Below are 21,638 nucleotides of genomic sequence, written 5' to 3' on the forward strand. Positions count from 1 at the left end.
AATCAACCGATCAAGTCTGCATGCTTGAAGCGAGCGGGCTGCGGGCGTCGAACCCCAGCCCGCGCTCGACCGTGCGCGCCAAGCGCAGCATGCCCGCCTCGTCGAACGGCCGCCCGACGAGCTGCACGCCGATGGGCAGTCGCACGCCGTCGACCTCGACGAGATCCGCCGGCACGCTGATCGCCGGCAGGCCCGCCAGGCTCGCACCGACGGTGAACGCGTCTTCCAGGTACATCTCGAGCGGGTCGCCGAGCTTCTCGCCCAGCTTGAACGCGGGGCTGGGCGTCGTGGGCATGAGCACCGCGCGGGCGCCGGCGTCGAACAGGCGCTCGAAGTCCTGCTTGATGAGCCGACGCGTGCGCTGGGCCTTGCCGTAGAACTGGTCGTAGTACCCGCTGCTGAGCGCGTGCGTGCCGAGCAGGATGCGTCGCTTGACCTCGTCGCCGAATCCCTCGCTGCGGGAGCGTGTGTAGAGCGCCTCGAGCCCCTCGCCCTCGCGCAGCTCGGCGCGGCGGCCGTAGCGCACGCCGTCGTAGCGCGCGAGGTTGCTCGAGGCCTCGGCCGGCGCGATGAGGTAGTACGCGGCGATGCCATGCGAGGTATTGGCGAGCGCGCCCTCGTCGATGCCGACGCCCGCGTCTTCCAGTACCTTCGCCGCCCGCTGGAGCGCTGCTGCGATACCCGGGTGCACGCCGGCTTCGAGCGCAACGACCGCGACGCGCTGGCCCGGTTCGTCGTGTTCGAGTGCGGCGCGGAAGTCCTCGACCTCTCGCGGCGCGCTCGTCGCGTCGTGGGGGTCGTGTCCGGCGATGACCGACAGCGCGGCGGCCGCGTCCTCGACCGAGTGCGTGAACGTGCCGATCTGGTCGAGGCTGCTGGCGAAGGCGACGAGCCCGTATCGAGAGACGCGGCCGTACGTCGGCTTGAGCCCGACCAGCCCGCACAGCGCCGCGGGCTGGCGCACGCTGCCGCCGGTGTCGCTGCCCAGCGCCATGCTCACGCACCCGGCCGCGACCGCCGCCGCGCTGCCGCTGCTGCTGCCGCCGGGCACGCGATCGGTGTCCCACGGGTTGCGCGTGGGGCCGAGCGCCGAGTGCTCGCCGCTGCCGCCCATGGCGAACTCGTCGAGGTTGGCCTTGGCGACGATGATCGCGCCGGCCTCGCGGAGCTTGTGCACCACCGTCGCCTCGTAGGGGCTGTCGTAGTGCTCGAGCATCCGGCTGGCGCAGGTCGTTCGGCCCAGGCAGATGTTGTCCTTGACCACCACCGGCACGCCGGCGAGGGGCCCGAGCACTTCGCCCGCCGCCCGCCGCTCGTCGAGGTCGCTCGCCTCGCGGAGCGCCTCGTCGCGGCGCACGTGGACGAAGGCGTTGAGCTCGCCCTGGACCCGATCGATGCGCGCGAGCGCCTGCTCGGCCGCCTCGCGGGCCGATTGCTCGCCCCGCGCGAGCCGGGCGGCGGTCTCGATCATGTCCGACCGGGCCATCGGTCGATGCTCCCTCGGGTCCCCGACGAAGAACCGGGGACGACGTGCCACAAAACCCATCGGCCCCGGCCGACGAATAACAGACGCGAGGCTAGGCCGCACCGGCGTGACCAACGCCTCGAGCAGAACCCGACACCGACCGAACGCAAGGGCCGATGCCATGCCGACCAGCCACCTGAGAGACGATCGATTCGCCGGCGCCTTCACGGCGATCATCACGCCGTTCACGCCGGATGGCCGGGCCATTGACCTGGATCGCCTCGACGCGCAGATCGCGCGGCAGGCCGACCAGGGCATCTCGGGCATCGTCGTCGCCGGAACGACCGGCGAGAGTCCCACGCTCAACGAGCACGAGTATCGCACGCTCGTCCGCCGCTGCGTCGAGGTCGGCAAGAGCCACGACCTGGTCGTCGTTGCCGGCACGGGCAGCAACAGCACGGCCCACGCCGTCGAGCAGCAGCGCATCGCGATGGACCTTGGCGCCGACGCGGGGCTAAGCGTGAATCCGTACTACAACAAGCCCACGCAGGAAGGGCTCTACGCCCACTTTGCGACGATTGCCGAGAGCGTCGAGCTGCCCATCATGCTCTACAACATCCCGGGCCGAACAGGCGTGTCGCTCGCGCCGACGACGGTCGAACGGCTGTACGAGAGCCCCTGGGTCGTGAGCATCAAGGAGGCAACGGGGTCGACCGACTCGGCCACCGACATCCTGCTGCGGTGTCCGGGCATCGCGCTGCTGAGCGGCGACGACGGCATGACCCTGCCGTTCATGGCCATCGGCGGCGTGGGCTGCGTGTCGGTGGTCAGCAACATCGCCCCGCAGCACACGGCCGCGCTGTGCCGGTCGGCGCTCGAGGGCGATCTGGCGGCCGCTCGTGAGCACCATGCGGCGCTCTTCGAGCTTGCCCGCGCCATGTTCATCGAGACCAACCCGATCTGCGTGAAGGCGGCCATGGCGATGATGAACCTCGACAGCGGGCAGCTCCGCCTGCCCATGACCCAGCCCATCGAGACAACGCGCCGATTGATCCACGAGGCGCTCGACCGGGCCCGGTTGCTCGAAGCGGCGACCTGCTGAGTCGCTATCGGGCCCTGATCACCTGCGAACTTGCATGCAGCACCACGGCCGCGCGCTTTCTGCCGGTGCTGCGACGGATTCGGCTTGGACGGCCGGAAATCGGCGGTATGCTCGAGTCGCCACCCACCCCCACCACCGGCCGCGCCCCTCGAGCCCGATTGCGCGGCGGTGACGATCGCCGCGGGCCCGCGATGGGGGTTTTCCATGTTCGTCAAGCCGCAATCGACCGATGATCCGAGCATTCACACAGATGTGGGCGACGCGTCGCACCGGGGTTCGTTCGTAACGCGTAAGCCGCTGGGAGGAGTACCCTTCTGGAGGCTTCGCCGGCTGCTCGGGGACCGTGTCCGCGTTCCGGGAGCCTGGGTATTGGGAGCCGTGCTCGCGTGCGTCGTTGCCGCGGGCCTGACGGGGGGCTGTGTTGACCAGGCCGCCATGCGCAACCAGATCGATGCAGCGCGACAGGACCTTGGCGCGCTGCGCGATGCACTGGCCGCCCGCCAGCATGCCCTCCGCGAGGCCCTGGCGGATCCGTCGGCCCCTGCCGATCTTGCCCATGGCTGGCGAGCCCAGCTCGTGGTGGTCGAGGACCAGCTCGCCGCGGCCGAGCACGCCATCGACGCCTCGGCCGACTTCGACCGCGACCCTGCAGGTGGAGCCGTCACCCGGGCGATCGGCACGGTCGCGCCGTTCGTGCCCGAGCCCTATCGACTGCCGCTCGTCCTTGGCGCCGGGCTCGCGGCATCGCTCGCTCGCGGGGTTCAGCTCCGCCGGGCCGGTCGGGCGATCGCCCGCGGCGTCCAGCGAGCCCTCGATGCCGATCCGCAACTCGCGACCGGCTTTGCCCAACACGCCGATGCCGTCCGGGCCGAGCAGCCACCCCTCGCGCGACGGCTCGTCGCCGAGGCCAAGGGCAAGCGCACCGCGCTTCCCATCTAACGCCCAGGAAGGAAGTGCCGGGATGCGGAAGGGATTCACGCTCATCGAGCTGCTGGCGGTCATCGCGATCATCAGCGTGCTCATCGGCATCCTGATTCCCACGCTGGGCAGCGCGCGCGAGAGCGCCCGCCGCACGGCGTGCCTGGCCAACCTCGCCCAGATCGGCGTGGGCACCCAGCTCTACATGGACACCGAGTCCGACGGCGTGCTGCCGATCGTCCGGCCGTTCCACGAGGGCGAGCCGGGCGGCGGCAGTGATCCGAGCCTGCTGGACGTCTTGAGCCAGTACCTCGACACGCCGGTGCCCCGCCGCGCCTCGCCCGACGAAGAGTTCGTGCTGGGCAAGAACTCGTGCTACCGCTGCCCGAGCGACAACGGCGGCAAGGAAGCGCCGCTGTGGGCCAGCGCGGGCACGAGCTACGAGTACTTCCCGGGCCTGGTCATGACCGCGACCGAGCTGGCCTTTGCGGCCGAGAGCCCGCGCATCGAGCGGGCGGTGACGACGGCCATCGAGACCCAGAGCGAGCGGGGCACGCCGCTGCCGCTGCTCAACTGCGCGGGCGATTGGCACGTGCTCCGCGCCGGTGCGCCGGCACGCAACGCCGTGTACTTTCCGTCGATGCGGGCCGACTGGCTCGAAGAACTCGAGCCCGAGGACGGCGAGGCGCTCTTCGCCGAGATTGGTCGCATCCTGGGGATCGGCAGATGAGCACGCACGACGACATGCTCAAGACGCTCGGCCGCCTGGAGGGCCGGCGGATCAAGGTTGGCGCCCTGCGTGAACGCCTGGCCGACTTCGAGCGAAACACCCTCCGCGACGGTGAGAACTGGCGGCGCTGGTCGCGCAAGTACTGGCCTTTCGCGGCGGGCTTGTTCGTGCTCGTCGGCGTGTCGGCGTACTTCGTGTTCCGGCCGACGCCGGTGCCCGACTACGAGAACGCGCGCATCGACACCATCATGAACTTCACGCTCCTGCAGAGCGAGTTCAACGAGCTGCCACTGGAGCGCAGGCTCGAGCTCGTGGGCATGCTGATCCAGCGGATGGAGAGCATGAACTCGAGCGATTCGCTCATGCTGGCGGCGTTCGCGGGCTCGATCCGCGGCAAGGCGCGCGAGCAGCTCGAAGAGAACGCCAGCCGCCTCGCGATCGAGCTGTGGGACTCGATGGCCGTCGAGTACCAGGGCGTACCCGAAGAGCAGCGTGACGAGTACCTGGCCGAAGCGTTCGTGCGATTCGAAACGACGCTGGAGATGATGGGCGGCGAGGTGCGCGACCGCACGCCCGAGGAGCGACTCGAACGCGCCCGCCGGCAGGCCCAGCGAGACGAGCAGGCCATCAAGGACGGCCGCGGCCCGCCCGCGCGCATCATGGGCCGGATGTTCGACGTGATGAACAACAACATCGGGCAGCACGCCAGCCCGCTGGAGCGCCGCCGTGGTGAGCTGCTCATGCGGGACATGACCCGGTTCCTGCGCAGTCCCGGCGGCGGTTAAGGGTTCGTGCCACGCGATATGGCGCGATGGTGACTGGGTAGACTGCCTCCGAGAAGGAGGCTTTTTCATGGACCAGAAGCTCATCGATCGCGCGCCGGCGACGTACGACGACCTCCGCGCCGTCTTCGTCAACTGCACGCTCAAGAAGTCGCCGAGTACGAGCCACACGCAGGGCCTCATGGACAAGTCGATCCGCCTCATGCAGAAGGCGTGCGTCTCGGTCGAGAGCATCCGCCTGGTCGACCACGAGGTGCCTCCGGGCGTGCAGCCCGACATGACCAAGGACGGCTACGACGCCGACGAGTGGCCCGCGATCCACGAGAAGATCATGGAGGCGAACATCCTCGTCGTCGGCACGCCCATCTGGCTGGGCGAGAAGAGCTCGGTGTGCACGAAGCTCATCGAGCGGCTCTATAGTAACTCGGGCGATCTGAATGACCACGGCCAGTCTGACTTCTACGGCCGCGTGGGCGGCTGCGTCATCACGGGCAACGAGGACGGCGTGAAGCATTGCTCCATGAGCGTCCTGTACGGCCTCTCGCACGTCGGCTTCACGATTCCGCCGCAGGCCGACGCGGGCTGGATCGGCGAGGCGGGACCGGGGCCGAGTTATCTCGACGAAGAGTCGAACTCCGAGGACAACGACTTCACGAATCGCAACCTGACGATCATGACGTGGAACCTGATCCATTTCGCGCGTTTGCTCAAGGACGCCGGCGGCGTGCCGGCCTTTGGCAACCAACGCGACAAGTGGAAGGACGGCGAGCGCTTCGGCTTCGAAAAGTAGCGCGAGGTAGTCTCAGGCTCGGGGCTCGATGGCGTGCCGGGGGAACCGGTTGACGAGGGCGCTTGCGAGGCGCTGGTTCATCTGGTGGCCCGATCGCGTCGCGATAATGTCGGCCTGGATAGGCCGGCCCGCGAGCGCGAGGTCGCCGATGACGTCGAGCAGCTTGTGGCCGGCGGGCTCGAGTTCGAAGCGGTAGGCATTGTCGATCGGGCCTTCGGGGCCGATGACGAGCATGTCGGCGGGCGTCAGGCCCTCGAAGAGCCCGGCGCGCTGCAGGGCGTTGGCCTCGTGCTCCAGGCAGAACGTGCGCGCGGGCGCAATCTCGCGGATATAGGCCTCGGCCGAGCCGTCCCACGTCGCGGTCTGGGCGGCGATGGAGGCGCTCGCGCCGTAGTCGAGGTTGTACGTGACCGACCAGCCCGGCTTCTCGCGGGGCTCTGCGACGATCGACGTGTTCAGGTGCTCGAGCTTGATGGGCTGCTCGATCGTGACGGGCTCGAGCTCGCCCTCGACGCTGCGCACGCCGGCCTTTTCGATCGCCTCGACGAATGGCCGGGCTGAGCCGTCAAAGATGGGGACCTCCAGGCCATCGATCTCGATCTCGCAGTCGGTGATGCCAAGGCCGGAGAGGGCCGAGAGCGCGTGCTCGACGGTGGCGACGTAGGCGTGCCCGCGCGCCAGGTTCGTGCTGCGCGGCGGGCCGCTCAGGTGTCCGCCATGTACGGCCGTGCTGGTGACGGCGTCGGATCGCACGGGAATCGACGCGGCGATGTCGGCCCGGGTTATCGTGAGCCCGCGGTCGCTGGGCTTGAAGGTGATGGTGGCGTGCTTGCCCGAGAAGAGGCCTCGCCCGTCGAGCGTCGCGTCGCCGGCCAGGGTCTTGCGTACGACGGGGTGTGGCGTCGTCGCCGTCATGCGTCGCGGAGGCGCTTCCGAAGCTGGCGAAGGTCCTTCGAGAGCGTGCGGAACTGGGCGTAGTTGGCCGCGGCCTCGCGCGCTGGCATGGCGGGCGCGCCGAGCCACGTCTCGCCGGCGGGTACGTCGTTGATGACGCCGCTGCGCGCGCCGATGGTGGCGCCCTTGCCGATCTTGACACCGTCGCTCACGGCGACCGAGCCGGCGATGGTCGCGCCGTCACCGATCGTGACGCTGCCGGCGATGGAGCAGCAGCCGCAGATGATGACGTGCTCGCCGATGTCGCCGTTGTGGCCGATCTGGCAGAGGTTGTCGATCTTGGTACCGCGGCCGACGCGCGTGTCGGCCAGCTTGCCGCGGTCGATGCAGGTATTGGCGCCGATCTCGGCCTCGTCCTCGATGACCACGGCGCCAAGGTGTGGGATCTTGATGGCGCCCTTGGGCCCGGGCAGGTAGCCGAAGCCGTCGGCCCCGACGACGACGCCGGGGTGCAGCGTGCAGCGCTCGCCCACGCTGCAACCGTGCTGGACGACGACGCCTGGGTGCAGCACCGACTCGGCGCCCACCGAGACGTTCGGGCCGAGCGTAACGCGGGCGACGAGCACGGCCCCGGGCGCGACGCGGCAGCCCGGGCCGACCACGCACATGGGCCCGATCGAGGCGCCCTCGACGGCGGCGGATGGATCGACCTGGGCGGTGGCGTCGACGCCCGGCTCGACCGGCGGCGGGGCGGCGTGCTCGGCGAAGGCTTCGAGCAGCGTGAGCAACGCGCGATCGGCATCAGGAACGTAGAGGATCGCGCGGTCGGCGTCGGACTCGTCGAGGCGGACGCCCTCGGTCACGAGCGCCGCCGAGGCGTTGGAGGTGTTCCAGGCCGAGGCGTGGCGCTGGTCGCGGATGAAGGTGAGCGCGCCCGGCGTGGCCTTGTCGAGCGGGGCGATGTCGGCAAGGGGGACGTCGGCCGGGCCCACCAGGCGGGCGCCGAGGATTTCGGCCAGCGTGCCCGTGGTGGTGGCCTGGGGCCTCGCGTCGTTCATCGCGCTCGTGGCGGCCTCAGATCTGGCCTCTGGCTTGGATTGCTGGGCGGTCGCGGATGTACGCACGGGCATGCCTTTGCGGAATGGGACGTCGGGAGGGCCGCGGGGCGGGTAGACGTGGCCGAAGTGGCGATGGGGCGGTCAGCCTCCCCTGGCGAACTGGTTGTTCATGTGCTGCACCACGCTGTTGGTGATGTCCACGCTATCGCCGGCGTAGATGACTCGGCGAGTTTGGATGAAGTTCTCCACAAAGTCCACGGCGGCCTCGGCCCGCACGTTGGGGTTCCGCGGCACGAACAAGGGCTGTCCGGCGTGGATGACGACCTCCCAGCCGTCACGCTTGGCGACCGTCTCGACGGCTTCCAGGGCCTTTTCGTACAGGTCGGTCAAGACCCGGGCGGTGTCTTCCTGCTGCCACTTGATGAGCATCGACCCGCGAACCTCGCGGAGGCCGACTTCCATGTTTCGTTCGCGGAAGATCTGGTCGTAGGCGTCGCTGGCGGGGTCGAGGCGCTCGAGATCGGCGGTGAGGCCATCGATCTTCTCGGTGAGCTGCTTGATCTCGGCGCGCACGCCTTCGGCTTCGCCCTTGATCCGCTCGTCCACGATCTTGAACTCGTCGAGCTGGGTGATGAGGGTCACCAGGTCGACCGTGGCAACCGAGGTCGGCGCGGTCTTGGCGGCGGCGGAAGCGTCGGCTTGCGGCCTGAGCAGGGCGACGGTCGAGATCGCGATGGCGACGAGGGCGAGCAGGCCCAGGCCGGCGTTGGCCTTCGGGTTGCTTGCAATGGCGTGTCGGTTCATGGACATCGGCATGGTCGAGGCCTCCTGCTCGTCAGGGAGAGTGCGATCGCTCCGCGATCGGTGCGTGCAAGCCGAACGTGCCGCGCATCCAGGAACCGGACGGGAACGGTATCGGCTCGGTGAGCCGCGGCGGACGCTTCGCGACCGCTGCGAGGGATTCTACGCCCCGCATGGATGCCGCCGGGGCCGTTCGCTGGCATCCACCAGCAAAAAGCTTGTGATTACTTACTTACATTATCGGTCTCAGGTCGTGGCGGTGTTGGATTGACCAGAACCCCGGCGGGGGCCGATGTCGTACGTGTAGTCGGAGGGCCCCGGGGCTATCCTTACAAACATCGTCCAGGCTGGTCGTCCAAGACCGGCAACGGTCGAACGGAGGCGCGCGATGCGACGAGTGGGAGCGAGTGCTGGGGCGTTGTTGCTGACGGCGGGGCTGTGCTTCGGCCAGAACGCGCTGGGCGACGGGCGGGCCCTCGACCGAAACACCCGCGTGGGCGGGCAGGGCGTGAACAGCCCGACCCGCGACTACCTGGCCGAGATGCGCTTCCGCAACGCCCTCGTGACGGGCAACGTGCCGGGCGGAGCCGGCTTCCGCGGCGTGACCGGCTATGGGCTGGAGTATGACTTCCGCCAGCGCGTGGGCTCGGACGACCTGTTCAGCTTCCGGCGGGACTCGTTCACCAGCGGCCTGGCTGGCACGGGCATCCGCGGGACCGAGGCGCTGCAGTACCAGTTCGCGCTGACGGTGGGCAACGAGCTTCCACGCAACCTTCGCGGCAGCCTGCTGACGTCACGCACGGGCGACCGGGTGACGGCAAACCTCCCGTCGTATCCGCTCGAATCGGTGAGTGGTGCGACGGATCTCCGCCAGGCGACGCCTGCCGAATTGGGCGAGTTCGAACCCGGAACGGCGTTGGCGTTGCGTTCGACGTCTGCGTACGCCGCCCAGCGCAGCCTGAACCCGTCCATGCTGTACATGCAGGAGAGCGAGGGCGGGCAGTCGCTGGGGCTGGTTGCCTCGCCGCTGCGCGGGCTGGCGCGCGAGGACCTCGTGGGCGATGCCGAGGCGCCGGCCGAGCGGCGCGACCCGATGGCGGGCGATCGCATGAGCCGAGACCCTGCCGAGACGCCCCCGCCCATCGGGGAGCGCGAGCCGGCGACCGGGCTCGGCGCGGTGGGCGAGATCCGCGATCGTCTTTCGAACGATTACGTATCTCGCGTGGATCGGAGCGGCCAGGCGCCGGCCGACGGCGAGGCTACAACGCCGGGCACAGGCGACCCGTTCCTCGAGCAATTGGCCGCGCTGCAGCAGGTGTTGCGCGATGGCACGCTCATGGATACCGACGGGGCGGCCGAGGGCATGCCTGGCGAGCTGGCGGGGCCCCCGTCGCCGCAGGATGCGATGGAGCAGCGGGTGAGCGGCTGGCGAGACCTCGTCGTCACCCTCAAGCAGGGCGTCGGCACGGTGGAGGTGCCTTCGCCGAAGCTCGACCGCGCGTCGGCATACGACCTGCACGTCGAGCGGGCCCAGGCGATGATGCTCGAGGGGCGGTACTTCGAGGCCGAGCAGCGGTTCACGATGGCGCTGGCGGCCCGGCCGCGTGACGCGATCGCCGCCGTCGGACGCGTGCACGCGCAGATCGGCGCGGGCCTCGACCTGTCGGCCGCGGTCAATCTCCGGTCGTTCCTGGTCGAGCATCCGGAGTTCGTCGGCGCTCGGTACGAGCCGTCGATGTTGCCGCAAGAGCAACGCATGCGGACGGCTATCGACCGCTTGATCGAGCAGGTGCGCGGCGAGGCCGGTACCCGCCGGACGCGGGAGAGTGCGCTGCTGCTGGCGTACGTTTCCTTCCACGCGGGCGATCGCGTGTCGACCATCCTGGGCCTCGAACGACTGGGCGAGGGCGAGGCAGGCCGGCGCGACCCGCTTGCGCCACTGGTGCGTGCGGTGTGGCTCGAAGAGGGCGGCGGGGCGAGCGACCCGGCTGGTATGGGCTCCGAAGAGGAAGCGCCCCAAGGCGATGGCGGCGGGTGATTTCGCCGGCGGACTCGGCGGGCGGAGCAGGATGGCAGACGGCATGACGACACAATCCGCCCGCCGCGCCGCCCGGGCGACGGACGATCCCGGTCTCTCGATCACCGACTTCCTGAGCGACGGCGGATTCGTGCAGCTGTGCGCGACGCTCTCGACGCTGCTCGATGCGCCGGTCCGGCTGCTCGACGCCGAAGGGCGCGAGATCCTCCCCGGTGAAGATGCCTCGGCGGCGTGGAAGCTGGCCGAGACGAGCCCCGACCCGGCGGCGCTGGCGGCCGAGCGCGCCTTCACCGTGCCCATGCGCGCCCACGGCCGGGTCATCGGCTGGGTGCACGTTGGCAAGAGCCCCTCGACCGAGGGCCCGCTGGCGCACGCCATCGAGCAGGCCGTGGCGCTTGTTGTGGATGTGGCCGACCAGGTGTGCGACCGCGAGCTCGAGCTGCGCGCCCGGCTGCGCGAATTGAGCGCGACGCAGCGCCTGAGCGCGCTGCTGGCCGCCGCCCAGAGCGAGGACGAGGTGCTGGGCATCGCGCTGGACAGCGCCATTGAACTGCTGGGGCTGTGGGCGGGCTCGCTCGTGCTGTTCGTCGACGCGGGCGACAAGGGGCTCGCGCCCGAAGAGCGCGACGTCGAGCATCGCGTGAGCCGGAACCTGAGCGAGAGCTGGCTCTCGAATCCGCTGCCGCTCTCGGTGAATCGCGAGTTCGACAAGCGTGCGTTGGCGGGCGAGGTCGTGTCGGTGCCCGACCTGTTGCGGGACCCGCGCGTGCAACTCAAGGAGCGTACCAAGGCGGAGGGCTTGGCCAGTGCTCTGCACGCCGGCATGATCTTCCACGGCAAGCCGCTGGGCGTGATCCGGCTGTACGGCTCGCGTGTGCGGCAGTTCACGCCGGCCGAGCATCGCGTGCTGCGGACCATCGCCCACCAGGCGGCGGTAGCGATCGGCCAGGCGCGACTGCTGCGGCTGCAGCGCGAGGAGCGGCGGTTGCAGCGGCAGCTCAGGCTCGCCAGCGATGTGCAGCGGCGCATGCTGCCCAAGCGGCCGCCCACGAGCGAGCGGCTCGACCTGGGCGCGAGTTGGGAGCCGAGCCTCGAGCTCAGCGGCGACTTCTTCGACTTCATCGAGCTGGATGCCGACACGCGCGAGCCGGGCGAGCGGCGCATCGGCATCGTGGTGGGCGACGTCGTGGGAAAGGGCGTGGCCGCGGCCTTGTTGATGAGCCACGTGCGCGCCAGCCTGCTGGCGCACGTCTCGCGCGATCCCTCGCCCGGCACCGTGCTGGCGGCCGTCAACAACGACCTGTGCCGCGACTCGCTGCCCAACGAGTTCGTCACGCTGTGGTACGCGGTCGTCGACCCGGTCAACCTTGAGCTCGTCTACGCGAGCGCGGGGCACGATCCCCCGTTGCTTCTGCGGCCCGTCGTCGACGGCGTGCCGCCGGAGAACTCGGAGGTCGCTGGTGCCGACGCACGCGCGATGCGGAGCAGCGGCATGCTCGCGGGCGTGCTGCCCAACCAGACGTTTGGCGAGGAGCGGGTGCCGCTGTTTGCCGACGACACGATCGTAATGTTCACCGATGGCATGACCGACGCGCGGAACTTCGAGGGCGTCCGCTACGGCCGGCCGCGATTGACGCGGTCGGTGTACGAGACGGTGAGCCGCGACCCGGACGTGTCGGCGGCGGCGCTGGTGAAGGAAGTGGTCTGGTGCGTGCGCCGGTTTGCCGGCTTGGCACACATGACCGACGATCAGACGATCGTGGCGCTGCGGGTGCGGCCGTGAGACGCTTGTGGCACGCGCTCGCGCTGGCGTGCGTCGTGTCGGCCATGGGCGGGTGCACGATCACCGGCCTGGAGGAGACCGCGACGCGTCAGGCGTGGCCCGCGGACGCCGAGGCGGTGTTCGGCTGCACGCCCGTGATCGTCGACTTCTTCGGTGGACGCATCCGTGGCAGCGGCTCGGGCGTGTTCGTGTCGGACCGCTGGCTGTTGACGGCGGCGCACGTGGTACCCGACGACGCGCAGTATGCGTGGATCTCGTCGGCCGAAGCCGACGCGGGACTCGGCGTGGTGATGCCCGTCGAGATCGTCATGACCGGCGGTGGAGAACCCGTCGAGTCGGGAGACTGGGCGCTCGTGCGCTTCCCCGAGATCGTTGACGGCCTGGGATCTCCGCCCGCACGGCTGCTCGACGGCAGGTTCGAGGCGGCCCGTGCCGTGCTCGTTGGCTTCCCCACGCTCGAGCCGGACGGTTCGAGCCCCTTCACGCCGCGCGAGCTGATGGTGCTGCGGAGCGATGCGCCGGCGTCGACCAATCCGACGCTGCTCGCGAGCGATGATGATCCGAGTGCGGCGTTGCGGTACTTTCGGATGGTGCCCGGATGGTCGAAGCTTGGCGGCGCCTCTGGCGGGCCGGTCGTTTCGTACGACGAGGCCGGGCGTCCGGGCGTCTCCGGCATCTTGCTCGGGCGGGTCGAGTACCGCGGGTTCTGGCGTCGCGGGCGGGCCATCGTGGCGCACCGCCTGCCGCCGCAGGCCTACCTGGCGGCGACCGGGGCGCTCGACGCGCTGCCCGACCGCACGGATCGCGACGCGATGCTTGTGCAGGTCGGCGCTACGCTGAGCGGCGATGGCAACCGTGTTCCTCAACGGCAGGCTGCTTCGGGACGATGACCCCGCCGCGAGCGTCTCGCTCTCGGACGCGGGTTTCATGCACGCGGTCGGTCTGTTCGAGACCATGACGGCGCGGCGCACCGAGGCGGAGATCCGCGTCGTGCGCGTCGACGAGCACGTGCACCGGCTCGTGGACTCGGCTCGGCACCTGGGCCTCGCGTCGTCGCTGCGCGCCGGGCCGCTGGCCGAGGCCGTCGAGCACACGGCCCAAGCCTACTTCGAGCAGCACGAGCGCGACGCGGCACGTCTCCGCCTGACGGTGACCGGCGGCGACCTGAACCTCGTGAGGCGTGAGGCCGAGCGCGTCGGCGCGGGCGTGCAGACGCCGACGGTGGCGATCGTGGCGCAGCCGGCGACGCTGTACCCGCCCGCGCTGTACGAGCAGGGCGGCATGATGGTCGTCGCCGACGCCAAGGCCAATCCGTTCGATCCGACGTCGGGACATAAGACGTTGGACTACTGGTGGCGCTTGCGCGAGCTGCAGGGTGCGCTCGCCAAGGGCGGAACCGAAGCGCTCATCTTCAGCGTCACCAACCACGTCTGTGGCGGGAGCGTGAGCAACGTGTTTGCCGTGAAGGACGGCGAACTCATGACGCCGATCGCGCGCGGCGAGGAAGCGGGCGTGGCCGGACAGGGTGGTGCGATGCCCAGCGCCGTGCTGCCGGGCGTGACGCGGGCGGCCGTGATCGAGCTGGCCGAAGAGCGAGGCATGGCGGTCAACAAGCGCCTGCTGGCGATCGGCGACCTGCTGGACGCCGACGAGGTGTTCTGCACCAACGCAAGCTTTGGCCTGCTGGCGATGACGCGCATCGAGGGGCGCGAGATCGGGGACGGCAGTGTTGGGCCGGTGAGCACGTCGCTTCGTGAGGCTCTGCGCGAGCGCGACGGCGGCTGACGGCTAGGGCTGGGCGTCGTGGGAGGGCCGGCGGACTCGGACGTTCTCGCGGCCTGCGTCCTCGCCCGTGGGCTGCTCCATCGCGCGCAGGGCCTGGCGGATGCGGTGGCGGATGACCAGCCAGCCAACGATGCCGGCAATGAGGGCGAAGGGCAGCAGCACCAAGCCCAGGGCGATGATGCCCGCGAGCACGACGGCGCCGACGACGACGAGCACGCCCATCATGAGCGCGACCTTGAGCCGCGTCATCGGGCCGGGGGCGGGTGCCTCGCCGCCGCCGAGGGTGTAGGTGTACGTGCGCGTTGCCACCGACAAAGGGTAGGAGATTACGAAACGAAAACACACCCGCCGGGGGCCGGCGGGCGGTGGTGTGACGCGGTGGAGCGGTGTCCGGGCCGCGGGAGATGGAGCCGATGCGGAATCGGCGTGGTGGCTTGGCTGGCCCGGATCAGGCGCGGCGGCGGCGGCCGAAGAACCCGGCCCCGGCGAGGCCCACGGCGGCCATGGCGCCGGTGGTTGGCAGCGGGACGGCGACCTCGAACATCTGGTCCTGCGACCCGTCGTTGGTCAGGGCAAGCACGCGATCGCTGATGCCGATGCCGTCGTCGACGGCGACGCCCAGGAGCGTGTCGAGGAAGTCGGTGGTTCCGCCGTTGAGGTTCCAGGCGCGGAAGTCGCCGTTGGAAACGCTCAGCGTGGTCGTTGCCGTGTCGAGGTCGCTGACGACCTCCCAGATGGCGATCTGGAACGCGGCAGCAAAGTTGTTGCTCGATCCGTACTGCTGGCCGTTTGCGTAGGTGTAGAGGCGTCCGATGGCGTCGGCCTTGTGCTGGTCCATGCCGGCGTTGCCGTGCGCGACGGGCGCGTCGGTGAGCTCGTTGACGTCGTAGGCGCGGCTCTGGTAGCTGACCCACTCGGCCACGTCGACGCAGTACGTCGTCAGCAGGCCGAGGCCCGGGCCGCTCGGGCCCGAGCGAGCGGTCACGTCATGGACGAGCTGGCCCGCGTGCACCGTGTAGCGGTCGCCGTCGACGCGGATGGTGGCCGTGCGGCCCTGGCCCGCACCGACGAAGTTCATGGTGACGGTATCGGCCGCGGCCAGCGAAGCGGTCGCGAGCACGGCGGCAGAAGCAAGCATGGCAGCCTTCATGGCTCTCTCCCTCTCTTGGATTCCTGTCGAGTCCTCCGCACGGTCGCCCACGAGCGTGGGCCGGTCGGGCGGCGTCGGACCGAGGCCGGGCGGGACGACTCTCCCCCTCCCGCCACGCCCGGCGTCGATCCACGAGTAGCATACTCGAAACGGGGCCGTTGTCGAGGCCTAAGTCGAGTTATGGCAATGGGTTGTAGCGATTTTGAGCTACTCGGACGCTGCCGTCGAGTTGTGGGACGTGGCCCGCCGCGGGCGCACAAAAACGCCCGCCACGAGGGCGGGCGAAGTCGATCCGTTGGCCGCTCGGGGCGACCCAGTCTGACGCCGGATTACATGCGGCGGCGGCGGGTGACGAAGCCCACGCCGGCCAGGCCCGCGGCTGCGAGGCCCATGGCGCCCGGCAGCGGGATGGCCACGCTGTAGAGCTGGTCCTGGAAGCCCTCGTTGGTCAGGGCGCCCAGGCCCGAGAAGCTGAACACCGAGTCGTCGGCGGCGGCGGCCAGCAGGCCGTTGAGCACCGACTGGGTGCCGGCGTTGATGCTGCTGGTGACGCGGAAGTCGCCGTCGCTGATGTCCAGGTCGTTATCGCCACCGAAGTCGGCGATGACCTCCCACACGGCCAGCTGGAAGGCGGCGGCAAAGTCGTTGTCGCTGCCGAACTGGTCGCCGCCCGCGGCGGTGTACAGGCGGCCGATGGCCTTGGCCTTCTCGACGCCCATGGCGGGATCGCCGCCGGCGGTCACCGGCGCGTCGGCCAGATCGTCGAGGTCGTAGGTGTTCAGGCCCGGACCAACGCCCTCGAGGACGTCGATGCAGTAGGTGAGCAGCGGGCCGTTGAGCTGGGCACCCGCGCCCGAGCCGTTGGCGACGTTGAACGTCAGCTGGCCGGCAAAGACGCTCGTGGCGGTGCCGTTGGCGAGCACGTCGAACGACTTTCCGTTGCCCGGGCCCGTGTAGGCCAGGTCGACGGAGTCGGCCACGGCGACGCCGCTCAGGGCGAGCATGGCGGTGATTGCAATCGCGGAACGCATCTTCAAATCTCCCTTTTTCTCCCCGGGCGCTTCTCTCGGGTCGTGTTCTTTCTCTCTCTGCGACGCTCTCTCGACGCAGTTGAAACGATGGATCCGTCGCCCGTGCCGCCCTGGAGCGACACGGCAACGACGAGGCATGCCGCGAACCGGTCCGCCGCGGCACCCACCGCTTCCCTTCGGTTGTCCTTGAACGCAGTCCGGCCGGAACGGCCTTTCGGCGTTTCCCTCCCTGGAACCATACCGGATACGAGAGTCAACGCGAGGTCGGATCCTCTGAAAAGACAAGAATTTGTGGTCAATCTCTCCCATAACCGACATGGAGGCGATTATCGGGCGCAACGCGACGCGCGCTCTGCCTCATTCCGATCCGCCGGCTCGCCGGCTACCGTCCCATCCGACCCACGCTGATCACGGAGGATGGCGGCACCATGGCAGGGGAGAAGGCCAAGCACGACCCGAACGCGCACGGGACAGAGGACATCGCGGCAACGCTCGAGGGCCAGCTCGGCACGGGGTTCGCCCACCTGCACCTGCACACCGAGTACTCGCTGCTGGACGGCGGCAACCGGATCGATCGCCTGGCCGATCGGATCAAGGACCTAGGCACCCCCGCCGTCGCCGTAACCGACCACGGCAACATGTTCGGGGCGGTCGCCTTCTACGAGGCGTGCCGCAAGCGGGGCATCCGGCCCATCCTGGGCGTGGAGGCGTACGTGTGCCCGCCGGGCCGTCCGCGTCAGGACCGGACTTACACCGGCGTCAGCGATGGCGGGTACCACCTCGTCTTGCTTGCAGAGAACATCACGGGCTGGAACAACCTGATGCTGCTCTGCAGCCAGGCATACCTGACGGGGTTCTACTTCAAGCCCCGGATCGATCGCGAATTGCTCGAGCAGCACGCCAGCGGGCTCATCGCCATCAACGGTCACCTGGGCAGCGAGCTGGGCGAGCACCTGCTGCGATACGTGCGCAGCAACGCGAAGGCCGACCTGGAGGCCGCCGAAGAGAGCATCGAGTGGCACAAGCGGGTGTTCGCCGACGAGGGGACGGGCCCGCGGTTCTACTGCGAGATGCAGCACCACGTGCCCGAGCAGGTGTCGATCAATCCGCACGTGATCGAGCTCGCCAGGAAGCACGGCGTGCCGCTGGTGTGCGACAACGACTCGCACTTCCTGCGGGCCGAGGACCACGACGCACACGACACGCTCATCTGCATCTCGATGGGCAAGAACAAGCACGACCAGGAACGCCTGCGCTACACGCCCGAGCTGTACGTCAAGAGCCCGCAGCAAATGCGCGAGTTGTTCGAGGGCGAGTACGGCGAGGACGGCGTCGAGGCCTGCGACAACACGCTGCGCATCGCGGCGCGGTGCGACGTCGAGCTGCCCATCGGCGCCAACCACGCACCGGTCGTGGTGGTTCGAACGCCCGACGAGCTTCCCCAGAGCGAAGACGCGAGCTACGACGGCGATCTGACGGCGTGGTACAAGGACTATTGCTCGCGCTTCGAGCTCGAGCCGGCGGCCGACGCCGGGCTGGATCACGACGAGCTGAACGTCCAGTGCGATGAGGCGCTGCGTCTGCTGGCCGAGGGTGGCATGGTGTGGCGGTATGGGCCGAGCATCATGGCCCACAAGCACGCGTACGTGGAGGGAAGCGACGTAGCGACGGAGCGACGGAGCGACGAAGGGGTCGACGGCGACGCCTTCGACAAGTGGGCCCGGCTCAATCGCGAGCTGAAGATCCTGGCCGACAAGAGCATCAGCGCGTACTTCCTCATCGTGTGGGACTTCGTGAACTGGGGCCGCGCGCGGGGCATCCCGGCGCTGGCCCGCGGTTCGGGCGTAGGCACGATGGCGGGCTACGTGCTGGGTCTCTCGAACGCCTGCCCGGTGAAGTACGGGTTGCTGTTCGAACGATTCACCGATCCGGATCGCAGCGAGTATCCCGATATCGATATCGACCTGTGCCAGGACGGGCGCGGCGACGTCATCCGCTACGTCCGCGAGAAGTACGGGCACGTGGCGCAGATCATCACGTTCGGGACGCTCAAGGCGCGGGCGGCCGTGCGCGACGTGGCGCGCGTGCTGGCCGTGAGCCTGCCCGCGGCGGATCGGCTGGCCAAGGCCATCCCAGATCAGCTCGGCATGACGCTGGACAAGGCCGAGGCGGAGGACCCCGAGTGGGCCGACATCGCCGCCGGCAAGCCCGCGGCGCTGGCGAAGCTGAACGACAAGCTGCCCGCCGAACAGCACGCCGACAAGGAGACCATCCAGCGGCTCATCGCCAACGCGAAGGTGATGGAGGGCCAGGCGCGACACGCCAGCGTGCACGCGGCGGGCGTCATCGTGGCCACGAGGCCGCTGCACGAGCTCGTGCCGCTCTACAAGCAGAGCGGCGGCGCTGAGGACGAGGCCATCACGCAGTGGGACGGCCCGACCTGCGAGAAGATGGGCTTGCTCAAGATGGACTTCCTCGGGCTGCGCACCCTGAGCGTCATCGAGCGTGCAAGGTCGCTCATCACCACAGCGATGGATGAGGAAGCGATCTACGAAGCGGTGGGTCGCGAGAAGGGCGACGACGGGCCGCACCCGCTCGACCTCGATCGATTGACCTACGACGACCCGACCGTGTTCGAGATGTTTTCTCGGGGCGACACGACCGGCGTGTTCCAGTTCGAATCGGGCGGCATGCGACGGCTGCTCATGGAGATGAAGCCCGACCGCCTCGAGGACCTCATCGCCGCCAACGCGCTCTTTAGGCCCGGGCCGATGGACCTGATCCCCGCGTACAACAAGCGCAAGCATGGGCACGAACCCGTGCCAACGGTGCACGAGATCGTCGATCGCTTCACGGCCGAGACCTACGGCGTGATGGTGTACCAGGAACAGGTGATGCAGATCGTCCACGAGCTGGGCGGCATCCCGCTGCGTGCCGCGTACTCGCTCATCAAGGCGATCAGCAAGAAGAAGGCCAAGATCATCAACGCCGAGCGACCCAAGTTCGTCGACGGCGCCGCCAAGCAGGGCCTGACGCGCGACGCGGCCGAGGAGCTGTTCGAGCTCATCCTGAAGTTCGCCGGCTACGGCTTCAACAAGAGCCACTCGACCGGCTACGCGATCGTCGCGTACCAGACGGCGTACCTGAAGACGTACTTCCCGGCGCCCTACATGGCCGCGTTCCTGAGCTTCGAGAGCCAGGCCCAGAAGGTCGCCGATTGGCTGCCGTACCTCGAGGACTGCAAACGCACCCGCGTCATCGACCCCAAGACGGGTGAGGTCCTGCGCACCGGCATCGAGGTGGCCCCGCCGGACGTCAACCTGTCCGGGCAGGACTTCGAGGTGGTATACCGCGACGACGAGCCGCACGATGCGCAGCACGGCCATATCCGTTTCGGCATGAAGGCCATCAAGGGTGCCGGCGGCGGCGCGATCGAGGCCATCGTGAACGCGCGGGCGGGCGAGGACGGGCCCGAGCCCTTCCGCGACCTCTTCGATTTCTGTGAGCGCATCCCGCTGCGCAGCGTGAACAAGGCGACGATCGAAAGCCTCGTCAAGGCCGGTGCGTTCGATGCCGTGCACTCGCGCGAGCAGCGCGCGGCGATGGTCGCCTCCATCGAGAGCGCGGTCAGCGCGGGCCAGAGCGCCGCGGCCGATCGCGCAGCGGGGCAGGGCGGCCTGTTCGGTGGCGGCGGGGCTGCAGAAGAAGCTCCGTCACCCGCCCTGGTCAACGTCGAGCCCTGGGGCGAGCAGGAGACGCTCCGGAACGAGAAGGACACGCTGGGTTTCTACGTTTCCAGCCATCCGCTCGAGCAATGGGGCCCGTGGATCCGTGCGTTCGCGAGCCACGAGCTGGGCCAGCTTGCCGAGGCGGAGCAGGGTCGCCGCGTGATCGCCGGCGTCATGGTGCAGAGCACCCGCGTCATCGTGGCGCGCAGCGGCCGCAGCGCAGGGCAGAAGATGGGCATCCTCACGATCGAGGATACCACCGGGACCGCCGATGCCGTGCTCTTTACTGATGCGTACCAGCGCTACGCGCACCTGCTCGAGGACGACTCGCCCAAGTTCGTGCTGGGCAGGCTCGACCGCTCGCGTGGCGACGCCCAGATCATCGTCGAGCAGATGACGCCCATCGAGGCCGTGCCGCTCGAGGGCGGCAAGCTGCGTCTGTACGTGCGCGACAGCCGGCTGAACGGCAACGGGCCGACGGCGCTCGAGCAGGTGCACGAGCTCGCCCGCGAGCACGATGCTTCGAAGAAGAACGGCGCGCCCGTGGACGCGCCGTCCTCTCCCCTCGAGGTGGTCGTGTGCATCGGCGGGCACGAGCCCGTCGCGGTGCCGTCGACCAACCCCTCGCGGATCCGGCTCGAGCCGGCCTTCGTCTCGGGCGTCGAAGGCGTGCTCGGGCCGATGTCGGCCAGGCTCTTCGAGGGCGTGGCCGTCGAGATGCAGGACAAGCGACGAAACGGTTATGGCGGCGGCGGCAACGGCAGCGGCCGATCGATGCGGCGCTGACGCCCTACGGGCAGCCGTCGTCGAACTGCGTCAGGAAGCACAGGAAATCGAAGATGTCGAGCGAGCCGCAGCCGTCGCAGTCGGCCCGGTAGTCGCCCACGGCGAACGCGTTCTGGTACGCCAGGAAGTCGAACACGTCGAGCGTGCCATTGCGGTCGAAGTCGGGATAGCACGGCGTGCCGACGTACATCGCGGTGATCTCGGGCTGCACGTCGCCGGGCGTGTACGTATCGGGCCCGGTACCCTCGCCCCACTCGATGCGCACGTCGTCGAGGTCGACGATCAGCACGCCGCTCGTAATGCGGAGTTCGACGCGTCCGCTCTCGGTGCCCATCGCCATTGCGCTCAGCGCGCCCGCGTCGATGACGCCGGGGTCGAGCAGCGTGTACGGCGTGCCGAGGTCGGCGAACGTCGCGCCGGGGTCCATGTCGATCGGTCCGACAACGTCGCCGAACACCGACGTCTGATGAAAGGAGATGCCGATGCCCCGGTTCGAGAGCCGCGTTGTGCGCTCGCCCGTCCCGGGACCGGTCGCCTCGGGCTGGCCCAGGTACACCACGAACGTGTCGGGGGTCACGGTGACGCCCGGGTCGACGCGGAACTCGATGAAGAGCGGGTCGTCGGGCGTGATGCGGCGCTCGTTGTTGGCGTGGGCGAGGGCCGCGCAGCCGAGTGCGATCGTGGCCGCGGAGATCCAGGTGCGAGTCATGTTCTTTCTCCCTTCGGGCGGTCTTCGGTGTGCCCGTCGAGAGTCAGACTACCGCAAGTCGGAACCGATTGCAAGCAAAATTTTCGGT

Annotated in this window: 18 protein-coding genes; 10 read left to right on the top strand and 8 right to left on the bottom strand. The window is 69.2% G+C overall.

Features of this window, described 5'->3' with window-relative positions; translation table 11 throughout:
* Window positions 1-10 precede the first annotated feature (10 nt).
* Window positions 11-1,486, bottom strand: a complete 1,476-nt coding sequence (gene gatA, locus RIA68_11755; GenBank protein MEQ8318114.1) for an Asp-tRNA(Asn)/Glu-tRNA(Gln) amidotransferase subunit GatA — start codon at window positions 1,484-1,486, stop codon at window positions 11-13.
* Between the two features lie 160 nt (window positions 1,487-1,646).
* Between gatA and dapA the strand changes: the two genes are divergently transcribed.
* The 5 genes from dapA to RIA68_11780 all read left to right on the top strand — a co-directional run bounded on the left by dapA (window position 1,647) and on the right by RIA68_11780 (window position 5,787).
* Complete coding sequence (gene dapA / locus RIA68_11760; GenBank protein MEQ8318115.1) at window positions 1,647-2,567, top strand: 4-hydroxy-tetrahydrodipicolinate synthase; 921 nt, start codon at window positions 1,647-1,649, stop codon at window positions 2,565-2,567.
* Window positions 2,568-2,936: 369 nt separating this feature from the next.
* A complete protein-coding gene (locus tag RIA68_11765) occupies window positions 2,937-3,506 on the top strand; it encodes a hypothetical protein (GenBank protein ID MEQ8318116.1) in 570 nt (189 codons plus the stop codon).
* A gap of 22 nt (window positions 3,507-3,528) precedes the next feature.
* Entirely contained in the window at window positions 3,529-4,215 is a 687-nt protein-coding gene (locus RIA68_11770) for a type II secretion system protein (protein ID MEQ8318117.1), read from the top strand.
* A complete protein-coding gene (locus RIA68_11775) occupies window positions 4,212-5,000 on the top strand; it encodes a hypothetical protein (protein ID MEQ8318118.1) in 789 nt (262 codons plus the stop codon). Before RIA68_11770 ends, RIA68_11775 begins: the two co-directional genes overlap by 4 nt.
* A gap of 67 nt (window positions 5,001-5,067) precedes the next feature.
* Window positions 5,068-5,787 (top strand): NAD(P)H-dependent oxidoreductase, encoded by a 720-nt coding sequence (locus RIA68_11780; GenBank protein ID MEQ8318119.1) that lies wholly within the window; start codon window positions 5,068-5,070, stop codon window positions 5,785-5,787.
* Window positions 5,788-5,799: 12 nt separating this feature from the next.
* On the opposite strand, the gene RIA68_11785 is transcribed toward RIA68_11780, so the two are convergent.
* The 3 genes from RIA68_11785 to RIA68_11795 all read right to left on the bottom strand — a co-directional run bounded on the left by RIA68_11785 (window position 5,800) and on the right by RIA68_11795 (window position 8,555).
* Window positions 5,800-6,702: a UDP-3-O-acyl-N-acetylglucosamine deacetylase gene (locus tag RIA68_11785; GenBank protein MEQ8318120.1), complete on the bottom strand. Its 903-nt coding sequence runs from the start codon at window positions 6,700-6,702 to the stop codon at window positions 5,800-5,802.
* A complete protein-coding gene (lpxD, locus tag RIA68_11790) occupies window positions 6,699-7,805 on the bottom strand; it encodes a UDP-3-O-(3-hydroxymyristoyl)glucosamine N-acyltransferase (protein ID MEQ8318121.1) in 1,107 nt (368 codons plus the stop codon). Before lpxD ends, RIA68_11785 begins: the two co-directional genes overlap by 4 nt.
* Before the next feature lie 75 nt (window positions 7,806-7,880).
* Window positions 7,881-8,555, bottom strand: coding sequence for an OmpH family outer membrane protein (locus tag RIA68_11795; GenBank protein ID MEQ8318122.1), 675 nt, complete (start codon window positions 8,553-8,555; stop codon window positions 7,881-7,883).
* 373 nt (window positions 8,556-8,928) lie between these two features.
* On the opposite strand from RIA68_11795, the gene RIA68_11800 reads away from it, so the two are divergent.
* Genes RIA68_11800 through RIA68_11815 form a run of 4 tightly spaced genes read left to right on the top strand, consistent with a single transcriptional unit; the run spans window position 8,929 to window position 14,146 of the window.
* Window positions 8,929-10,578 carry a hypothetical protein gene (locus RIA68_11800; GenBank protein ID MEQ8318123.1) on the top strand — a complete coding sequence of 550 codons (1,650 nt, stop codon included), beginning with the start codon at window positions 8,929-8,931 and terminating at the stop codon, window positions 10,576-10,578.
* A gap of 43 nt (window positions 10,579-10,621) precedes the next feature.
* Complete coding sequence (locus RIA68_11805; GenBank protein ID MEQ8318124.1) at window positions 10,622-12,361, top strand: SpoIIE family protein phosphatase; 1,740 nt, start codon at window positions 10,622-10,624, stop codon at window positions 12,359-12,361.
* On the top strand, window positions 12,358-13,251 hold the full coding sequence (locus RIA68_11810; protein MEQ8318125.1) for a trypsin-like peptidase domain-containing protein: 894 nt from the start codon (window positions 12,358-12,360) through the stop codon (window positions 13,249-13,251). The genes RIA68_11805 and RIA68_11810 overlap by 4 nt, the downstream gene beginning before the upstream one ends.
* Window positions 13,208-14,146: an aminotransferase class IV gene (locus tag RIA68_11815; protein MEQ8318126.1), complete on the top strand. Its 939-nt coding sequence runs from the start codon at window positions 13,208-13,210 to the stop codon at window positions 14,144-14,146. The genes RIA68_11810 and RIA68_11815 overlap by 44 nt, the downstream gene beginning before the upstream one ends.
* 3 nt (window positions 14,147-14,149) lie before the next feature.
* On the opposite strand, the gene RIA68_11820 is transcribed toward RIA68_11815, so the two are convergent.
* The 3 genes from RIA68_11820 to RIA68_11830 form a co-directional block, all read right to left on the bottom strand.
* Window positions 14,150-14,455: a hypothetical protein gene (locus RIA68_11820; protein MEQ8318127.1), complete on the bottom strand. Its 306-nt coding sequence runs from the start codon at window positions 14,453-14,455 to the stop codon at window positions 14,150-14,152.
* A gap of 139 nt (window positions 14,456-14,594) precedes the next feature.
* Complete coding sequence (locus tag RIA68_11825; protein ID MEQ8318128.1) at window positions 14,595-15,296, bottom strand: hypothetical protein; 702 nt, start codon at window positions 15,294-15,296, stop codon at window positions 14,595-14,597.
* A 329-nt stretch (window positions 15,297-15,625) separates the two neighbouring features.
* On the bottom strand, window positions 15,626-16,327 hold the full coding sequence (locus RIA68_11830) for a hypothetical protein (GenBank protein MEQ8318129.1): 702 nt from the start codon (window positions 16,325-16,327) through the stop codon (window positions 15,626-15,628).
* A gap of 428 nt (window positions 16,328-16,755) precedes the next feature.
* Here RIA68_11830 and dnaE point away from each other — a divergent pair, with 428 nt between their 5' ends.
* The gene (gene dnaE / locus RIA68_11835) at window positions 16,756-20,841 is read left to right on the top strand and encodes a DNA polymerase III subunit alpha (protein ID MEQ8318130.1); all 4,086 of its coding nucleotides are present in this window, start codon (window positions 16,756-16,758) and stop codon (window positions 20,839-20,841) included.
* Between the two features lie 4 nt (window positions 20,842-20,845).
* Here the strand turns inward: dnaE and RIA68_11840 are convergent, their stop codons facing one another.
* Window positions 20,846-21,550 (bottom strand): GC-type dockerin domain-anchored protein, encoded by a 705-nt coding sequence (locus tag RIA68_11840; protein ID MEQ8318131.1) that lies wholly within the window; start codon window positions 21,548-21,550, stop codon window positions 20,846-20,848.
* Between the last annotated feature and the right edge of the window lie 88 nt (window positions 21,551-21,638).

Source organism: Phycisphaerales bacterium, assembly GCA_040217175.1.
Lineage (GTDB): Bacteria > Planctomycetota > Phycisphaerae > Phycisphaerales > UBA1924 > JAHCJI01.